General features: G+C 62.6%; 6 protein-coding genes, 1 pseudogene and 1 riboswitch. Of the genes and pseudogenes, 6 read left to right on the forward strand and 1 reads right to left on the reverse strand.

The window, feature by feature from the left end; genetic code table 11:
• The 3 genes from FY112_RS03370 to FY112_RS03380 form a co-directional block, all read left to right on the forward strand.
• A partial coding sequence (locus FY112_RS03370; RefSeq protein WP_151517684.1) for a cobyric acid synthase occupies window positions 1–874 on the forward strand: 874 nt, incomplete at its 5' end.
• Window positions 875–978: 104 nt separating this feature from the next.
• Entirely contained in the window at window positions 979–1,749 is a 771-nt protein-coding gene (locus FY112_RS03375; RefSeq protein WP_029870694.1) for an SDR family oxidoreductase, read from the forward strand.
• 381 nt (window positions 1,750–2,130) lie between these two features.
• Window positions 2,131–3,177 (forward strand): adenylate/guanylate cyclase domain-containing protein, encoded by a 1,047-nt coding sequence (locus FY112_RS03380; RefSeq protein ID WP_246700593.1) that lies wholly within the window; start codon window positions 2,131–2,133, stop codon window positions 3,175–3,177.
• A gap of 21 nt (window positions 3,178–3,198) precedes the next feature.
• Here the strand turns inward: FY112_RS03380 and FY112_RS03385 are convergent, their stop codons facing one another.
• The gene (locus tag FY112_RS03385) at window positions 3,199–4,989 is read right to left on the reverse strand and encodes a chloride channel protein (protein WP_012757842.1); all 1,791 of its coding nucleotides are present in this window, start codon (window positions 4,987–4,989) and stop codon (window positions 3,199–3,201) included.
• Between the two features lie 259 nt (window positions 4,990–5,248).
• A riboswitch (cobalamin riboswitch) is annotated at window positions 5,249–5,645 on the forward strand.
• Window positions 5,646–6,021: 376 nt separating this feature from the next.
• On the opposite strand from FY112_RS03385, the gene cobU reads away from it, so the two are divergent.
• The 3 genes and pseudogenes from cobU to FY112_RS03405 all read left to right on the forward strand — a co-directional run.
• Entirely contained in the window at window positions 6,022–6,531 is a 510-nt protein-coding gene (cobU, locus tag FY112_RS03395; RefSeq protein ID WP_029870697.1) for a bifunctional adenosylcobinamide kinase/adenosylcobinamide-phosphate guanylyltransferase, read from the forward strand.
• 4 nt (window positions 6,532–6,535) lie between these two features.
• On the forward strand, window positions 6,536–7,585 hold the full coding sequence (cobW, locus tag FY112_RS03400; RefSeq protein ID WP_151517688.1) for a cobalamin biosynthesis protein CobW: 1,050 nt from the start codon (window positions 6,536–6,538) through the stop codon (window positions 7,583–7,585).
• A gap of 4 nt (window positions 7,586–7,589) precedes the next feature.
• Window positions 7,590–8,060, forward strand: a pseudogene (locus tag FY112_RS03405) (cobaltochelatase subunit CobN); the annotation flags it as partial.

Here is an 8,060-nt window from a genome sequence, read left to right on the forward strand (position 1 = left end):
CATCAACAAGTTCCGCGGCGACGTCTCGCTGTTCGATGACGGCATCCGTGCCATCGAAGGCTTCACCGGCTGGCCCTGCTTCGGCATCGTGCCGTGGCTGCGGGGTGCCGCGCGCCTGCCGGCTGAAGATTCGGCCGTGCTCGAACGGCTGGCGAGGGGCGGGACGGGCGCGCTGAAGATTGCCGTGCCGGTGCTGCCACGTATCGCCAATTTCGACGATCTCGATCCGCTAAGGACCGAGCCGGATGTCGAGCTGGTCTTCGTGCGATCAGGCGAGCGGATACCTGCCGATGCGAGCCTCGTTGTGCTTCCCGGCTCGAAATCGACGATATCGGATCTCGCCGACTTCAGGGCGCAGGGCTGGGAGAGCGATCTGCAGGCGCATGTCAGGTGTGGCGGCCGGGTGATCGGCATTTGCGGCGGCTACCAGATGCTCGGCCGCATGGTGCACGATCCGCTCGGCATCGAGGGCGGGACGCTCGAGACGCCGGGGCTTGGGCTGCTCGACATCGAGACCGAGATGGCGCCGGAGAAGACGGTGCGCAACAGCCAGGCCCGCTCGACCGAATATGATGCGCCGCTTGCCGGCTACCAGATCCATCTCGGCATCACCCGCGGCGCGGATTGCGATCGGCCTTCGGCAATCATCGACGGCGTGCCCGACGGGGCGTTGTCGGCCGACGGCCGGATCATGGGGACCTATCTGCACGGCCTCTTCGGCAGTGACGCTTACCGCGCTCGACTGCTCCAAAGCTTCGGTCTATCAGGGGAGCAGCGGAATTACCGCGAGAGCGTCGAGCAGGCACTCGACGAGATCGCCGGAGAATTGGAACGTCATCTCGATCCGCGCTGGCTGGCCGGGCTGCTCGGTTAGGCCGCACCTCGCACCACCATCGGTGCCGTCGTTCTGCTATTGCCAAATTAGTTGACTGAGTCCATTAATTGTCGCGACGGACCCGGTTGAGAGCGACGAAAACTATGAGCATATTGGATAGATTTTCACTGGCTGGTCAGGTGGCGCTCGTGACTGGCGGCGGCCGTGGTCTGGGCTTCGAGATGGCGCGCGCCCTTGCCGAGGCCGGCGCGCATGTCATCATCAACGGACGCGCGGCGGCGACGCTGGAAGATGCCGTCAGGACGATCCGTGCCGCGGGCGGCACGGCGGAGGCCGCCGCATTCGATATCGCCGACCGCGAGGCACAGCGTGCTGCGATGGCGAATATCGACAAGGTCCATGGTCGTCTCGATATTTTGATCAACAATGTCGGCGCTCGCGACAGGCGGCCGCTGGCCGAATTCGACGATGATGCGATCATCGAGCTGCTGCGCACCGACCTGGCGGCGGCGATGACGCTGTCGCGCGACGCTGCCGTGTTGATGAAGCGACGCAATTACGGCCGGCTGATCGCAGTGACCTCGATCAGCGGCCATGTCGTCATGCCCGGCGACTGCGTCTATCCGGCAGCAAAGCAGGGATTGACCGGACTGATGCGCGGCATGGCGGTCGAATTCGGCCCGCATGGGATCACCAGCAATGCGATTGCGCCCGGCTGGTTCGCGACCGAGACGAACGCGGCGATGGCTGCGAACGAGGAATTGATGCCCTTCGTGCGCCAGCGCATCCCGGTTCAGCGCTGGGGACGCCCGGACGAGATCGCCGGCGCGGCGCTGTTTCTTGCAAGCGACGCCGCTTCGTTCGTCAACGGTCACGTGCTGACGGTGGACGGCGGCATGACAGTCAGGATGTGAGATATCCGCAAGCGCTGCGGCACCGTCTTTCATTTCTGCGGCACGCTTCACTGCTTCTCGTCGGAGCCGAATGACGGTAACGGCAGGTATCATTCCCGCTTAGCCTGCCTTGTGGTTGTCGTTGCCGGAGACCATGGCTAGAAATATCTGCCTGACTCGCCTATTGGTTGACGTAGCAACGCCCCGGGTTGGTCATCGCCGTCCATTTGCCCGAATTCCGACCATAAACTGCGTCGGTCATTTGGAGGTTCGGAAATTAACAATCATATTCAGTGGCTTATAGAGCATGGAATCACAGCTGAGCATATTGGCGAGCTGATAGCCGGATTGTGCGATCGGCTGATCGCGGATGGCTTTCCGATCTGGCGGGGAAGCATCTCAATGCCGTCTATTCATCCCATGTATGGCGGCGTCTCGGCCAATTTCGTGCGCGGCGGTGCGACCACGATCGAGAATGCCGAGTATGGCAGTGCGGCAGTGCTGAATTTCGAGAAGACCCCGATCTATTTTCTTTTGGGCCGTGGCGAAACGTCAGGTCGATGGAACATCGCCAAGGGTGAGGGTGTCGATGACTACCCACAGCTTGCGGAATTCGCGCATGGCGGCGGCACCGATCATCTGGTCGGCCTGCTGGAGTTTCCGAAGGAGGCTGCGCTGCGCGGGGTCAGTCTGTCTCTTACAAGCGACAGGCCGGGCGGATTTTCTGATGACCAACTGGCGATCGTCGCGAAGCTCTTCCCGGCGCTGGGGCTGGCTTGTTATCGTATCGCGGCAACGAAAACCGCATCGGATATCCTTGCCGTCTATACAGGCGCCAAAACAAGTGCACGCATCCTTGCAGGCGATATTCAGAGGGGAAAGGGAGGGGCGATCAATGCTGCGATCCTGCTTGCGGACCTGAGAAACTTCACGGCGCTGACCGAGGTTTATCAGCCGGGCGAAATCGCCGGGTTTCTGAATGAACATTTCGAGCTGATCGGCTGGCATGTCGAGGAAAATTCGGGCGAGATCCTCAAGTTCATGGGCGATAGCGTGCTGGCGATCTTTCCGACCGATGCTGAAGATCCGCAAAAGGCCTGCATGGCCGCACTGGCTTCCGCAAGGAATATTCTAGAAGCCAACAAGGTGCTGAATGGTAAGCGGAGGAATGATGGAGGTCCTGACATCGGCGTCGATGTCGTGCTGCATCTTGGCGAGGTCTTCTATGGAAATATCGGCGCACGCGGCAGGCTTGATTTCACCGTCATCGGCAGCGCCGTCAACGAGGCTTCGCGGCTCGAAAAACTCTGCGGCGTGCTCGGGCACCATCTGCTGATGTCGGAGAGTTTCGCGGTAACCTCTGCCGTTGCCAGCGAATGTCTCGGCTCTTTCGAATTGCGCGGCGTTTCGAAGCCGGTCAACGTCTTCAAGCTCGCCGGCACCGACTGACGACGGAGTGTTCCGACTTGCTCAGATCTCGCCTGAGACTTCGCGGCGGCGGCGGTCGAGTTCTTCGCTGTAGCGGCGCAGCGTGTAGCTTTCGCTGAGCTGGCCGATCACCTTGCGTTCGATCAGGTTGTTGACGACGGCGAGCGCTTCGCTTTCGCTCTTGTCGAAGATCGCCGCCGCCTGCCTGGCATTCATCTGCGGCTGCAGGAAATCGTTGCGATAGTGGATGAAATCGGCAAGCGTCTTGCCCTCGTCCTGCGCATCGGTCGGATTGGCGTAAATCTCCGGCACCAGCACGAGGCCCGCATATTTGTCGCTCTCCTCGACGAGGATGACGCGCTGGGTCGAGCCGATCGGGAAGGCCTGCTTGAATTCCTCCAGAGAAATGCCCGCCCTTGCCGTCTTGACGTCGGCGCGCATCAGCTTGTCGACCGTCAGATTGCGGATCCAGCCGACATCATGGGCGCTGCGGATGCTTTCGCCGCGCAGGTGGAAGCGCCATGTGGCGAAGGAGTAGCCGAAGGTCGAACGCACGACCAGCGAGGAGGTGATGACGGCAGCGAGCACCAGCGCCGTGATCGGAAAGTCGCCGGTGATTTCGAGCGCCAGGAAGGTCATGGTCAGCGGCCCGCCGATGACGGCGACGGCAAGCGAACTCATGCCGACCACGGCATAGATGACGGGCGTCAGCGTCGCATCGGCGAAATAGGGGCCGCAATAGGCGAAGAGTTTGCCGAGCAGGGCTCCCATGAACAGAGAGGCGAAAAACAGGCCGCCCCTGAAGCCGGAGCCGATCGAGATCGCCGAGGCGAAGGATTTCAAAAGGAAGAGGCCGATCAGCGTCGGGATTGCCACGTCACGGGAAAGGTTGAGATGCAGCGCGCCGTGGCCGGCCGAAAGCACCTGCGGCGAGATCATCGCCAAGAGCCCGACGATGATGCCGCCGAGTGCCGGGCGGAAGGGTGGGGCGATCGAGCTCTTGCGCGCAAGCTCCTCGACAAAAGCGACGCCCTGCATGATCAGGATGCCGACACCGGCGCAGAACGCACCGAGCAGCAGCGCCGGGATATAATCGGCCGGCACGACCGAACCGAAGCTGCCGATATCGATGGTGAAATCGCTGCCGGCGAGCAGCCTTGCGATCAGGGTGGAGACAAGGGCGGAGACGACGACAGGCGTCAGCGAGACGATCGTATAGGTGCCGATGATCAGCTCGAAAGCATAGAAGGCGCCGGTCAGCGGCGCGTTGAAGGCGGCGGCGATGGCGCCCGCCGCGCCGCAGCCAACGAGGGTGCGCAGGTCCGAGCGACGAAGCTGCAGCTTCAGCCCGAATTTCGAGGCGAGGCCGGCGGCAAGCTGGGTATAGCCGGCCTCCAGGCCGACAGAGGCGCCGAAACCGTTGGAGATCAGGTTCTGCACGGCAACGATGATGCTGTCGGTCAGGGACAGGCGGCCGCCATGCAGCGCATTGGCCTCGATCGGGTCGACCATCGGCTTCTTGCGCCGTTTCGCCAGCACGAAAAGCAGCAGGCCGAGCAGGGCGCCGCCGATGACGGGGGCGGTGAGCAGCAGCAGCTTGTTCTCGATCTCGGACGAGCTCAGCCGTTCGCTGTCGGCGATGCCGAAGACCAGCTGGTGCAGCTCGTTGGAGACATAGCTCATGCCGGTGACGGCGAGACCCGAGATGATGCCGACGACGGCGCCCGCCAGCGACAGGCCGACTTCGCTGCGCCGGGTCAGCGCCCTCAGGCGTCCCGGATCGAAGAAAACACGCAGCGCGCGGAAACCGCGCCGATCCAATTTCATAAGCATGGCTAGACAACTAGGCGGGGAGAGGCCCGGTCAAGGGCGGAGATGGTCGCGCAGTCCGCTTGCGACGCAATTGCGGCGAAAAGCCGGCGGTTGGAATAAATTTCGGTGACGTAAGTCTCTGATAAATGACGATATTTAAGGTAGGGTAAGTCGTGTTTGTGTGGCCACGTCACGTGGCCGGCGATCGGGCGGTCGCCAAGGCCGGTTGACTTCATCCCTGCGCTTGCCTAACCATCCCGATAACGGATGGTCGACTGACCATCCTGACATAACGGATGGTTCCGGATCGGTGTTGCGCCCTTCCGGATGAAAAGGGAATGTGACGGGGCGGACCCAAGCCGGGCGCCTTCATCACAGCCGACCCCGCGACTGTAGAGCGGTCAGGGTCTTCCATCCGGCACTAAGCCCTTCCGGCCGGCGGCTTGCAATCATGCAAGCGGGCGGGACGGGCGACATGCCGGAAAAGCCACTGGAAATGCATGGTGATCAACCGGGGTCGGACGCCTCTCAATCTACGAATCGTCCACCTTTTCACTGATGCAGCCGGGAAGGCGAGGATGATCCGCTGGCACGATCAGGGCGACCGGTTTCCGGTCCGCTCCGATCGCGGCCGATAACCGCGAGCCAGGAGACCTGCCATGCGTGCCGGGCGAGAAGCCCACACCTGGGCACTATGCCCGTTGCCAGCACGGAGGTTGTCTTGGCTGAACGATTGAATTCGGCGCGGCCTGGTGCGGCGCGCGCGACGCCTCCAAGCAGTGCTGCAAGAGGTGTGCTTTCGGCCGCTTATGTCGAATGCTGGGTCCCTCCCTCTGTCCTGCCGGACATCTCCCCCACAAGGAGGGAGATCGGCAAGCAGCACGACCGTCGTCCTACATCAATTGTTTGGAGAAAAGCTCTCGGCGATTCAATCTCTCCCCTTGTGGGGGAGATGTCCGGCAGGACAGAGGGGGGTGTCACACCCTCAGTAGCCGAGAAAGGTGCACTCGGAACAAGCCACGGCTACGCACTCTCCCTGAGGGGCGTTTGAGCATGACTGCCACCTTCATCCTCGGCGGAGCACGTTCCGGCAAATCCCGGTTCGCCGAAGACCTCGTGACGGCGACCGGCCTCGACCGTCACTATGTCGCGACCGGCCGTGCATGGGACGAGGAGATGCAGGCGCGCATCGCCCAACACAAGGCCGATCGCGGTCCGTCCTGGACGACGCATGAGGAGCCGCTCGATCTTGTCGGCAAGCTCACCGCCATCGACCGCAAGGAGCGCATCGTCCTCATCGACTGCCTGACGCTCTGGGTCACCAATCTGATGATGGAGGAGCGTGAGATGGCGGCGGAATTTGTCGCCCTTGCCGATTTCCTGCCCACCGCGAAAGCGCGGCTCGTTTTCGTTTCCAATGAGGTCGGTCTCGGCATCGTGCCCGACAATCGCATGGCGCGGGATTTTCGCGATCATGCCGGCCGGCTGCACCAATCGATCGCGGCGAAGGCCGCCGAAGTTTATTTCATCGCGGCAGGCCTGCCGCTGAAAATGAAGGGTTAAGTCCATGAACCAGCAGAAGATTCCCGCAACCGTCATCACCGGCTTCCTCGGTGCCGGCAAGACGACGATGATCCGCAACCTGCTCACCAACGCCGGCGGCAGGAAGATTGCCCTGATCATCAACGAGTTCGGCGATCTCGGCGTCGACGGCGACGTGCTGAAGGGCTGCGGTGCGGAGAATTGCACCGAGGACGACATCATCGAGCTGACCAATGGCTGCATATGCTGCACGGTTGCGGACGATTTCATTCCGACGATGACGAAGCTGCTCGAGCGCGAACAGCGGCCCGACCATATCGTCATCGAGACTTCAGGTCTTGCCCTGCCGCAGCCGCTGGTCGCCGCCTTCAACTGGCCCGACATTCGCACCCAGGTGACCGTCGACGGCGTTATTACGGTGGTCGACAGCGCCGCTGTTGCCGCCGGCCGTTTTGCCGACGACCACGATGCCGTCGATGCGCGCCGCGCCGAGGATGAATCGCTCGATCACGAGAGCCCGATCGAGGAGTTGTTCGAGGATCAGCTGACCTGCGCCGATCTCATCGTGCTCAACAAGACCGACCTGATCGACGCTGCCGGCCTCATCAGGGTGCGCGACGAGGTCGCCTCCCGCACGGTGCGCAAGCCCGTGATGATCGAGGCGCGGAACGGCGAGGTGTCGGCCGGCATCCTGCTCGGCCTCGGCATCGGTACGGAGGACGATGTCGCCAATCGCAAGTCGCATCACGAGCTGGAGCATGAGGATGGTGCGCCGCACGACCATGACGAATTCGACAGCTTCGTCGCCGAACTCGGCCCGGTCGCCGATCCCGCCGGCTTCATCGAGTCGCTGAAGACTGTTATTTCAGCCCATGACGTGCTGCGCCTCAAGGGTTTCGTCGATGTCTCCGACAAGCCGATGCGGCTGCAGCTCCAGGCCGTCGGGAGCCGCATCGACCATTATTTCGACCGCGCCTGGACGCCTGGCGAAAAGCGCGCCACCCGCCTTGTCGTCATCGGCCTGCACGAAATGGATCAGGACGCGGTGAGGGCGGCGATCGAAGCGCTGGCGTAACCCGATGCATCTGCTTCTGGCTCAACAGGGAACGATCAGCGACGGCGAGGAGGCAATCGACCTCGGGCAGACGCCGGGCGATATCCTGTTCCTGTCGGCGGCCGACAGCGAGCTTGCCGCGATCGCAGCCGCCCATCGCGAGCGCGGGGCGGGGCCTTCGCTCCGGCTTGCCAGCCTGATGAGCCTCAAGCATCCGATGTCGGTCGATACCTATGTCGAGCGCACCGCGCGGCATGCGAAGCTGATCATCGTCCGCGCGCTCGGCGGCGCCAGCTATTTCCATTATGCGCTGGAGGCGCTGCATGCGGCAGCCGCCCGCGCCGGAGCGCTGATCGCGGTGCTGCCGGGTGACGCCAGGCCGGATGCGGGGCTGGTGCCTTTCTCCAATATTGACCTCGACGATCTCAACGCGCTCTGGGCCTATCTGATCGAGGGCGGCGATGCCAACGCGCAGGCTTTTCTAGACTATGCCGAG

Source organism: Rhizobium sp. PEPV16, from assembly GCF_008919455.1.
Lineage (GTDB): Bacteria > Pseudomonadota > Alphaproteobacteria > Rhizobiales > Rhizobiaceae > Rhizobium > Rhizobium leguminosarum_Q.

Excerpts from the sequence above, each read along its gene's own strand:
- FY112_RS03375 (WP_029870694.1), top strand. The coding sequence starts at position 979 with ATGAGCATATTGGATAGATTTTCACTGGCTGGTCAGGTGGCGCTCGTG.
- FY112_RS03380 (WP_246700593.1), top strand. The coding sequence starts at position 2,131 with ATGCCGTCTATTCATCCCATGTATGGCGGCGTCTCGGCCAATTTCGTG.
- FY112_RS03385 (WP_012757842.1), bottom strand. The coding sequence starts at position 4,989 with ATGCTTATGAAATTGGATCGGCGCGGTTTCCGCGCGCTGCGTGTTTTC.
- cobU (WP_029870697.1), top strand. The coding sequence starts at position 6,022 with ATGACTGCCACCTTCATCCTCGGCGGAGCACGTTCCGGCAAATCCCGG.
- cobW (WP_151517688.1), top strand. The coding sequence starts at position 6,536 with ATGAACCAGCAGAAGATTCCCGCAACCGTCATCACCGGCTTCCTCGGT.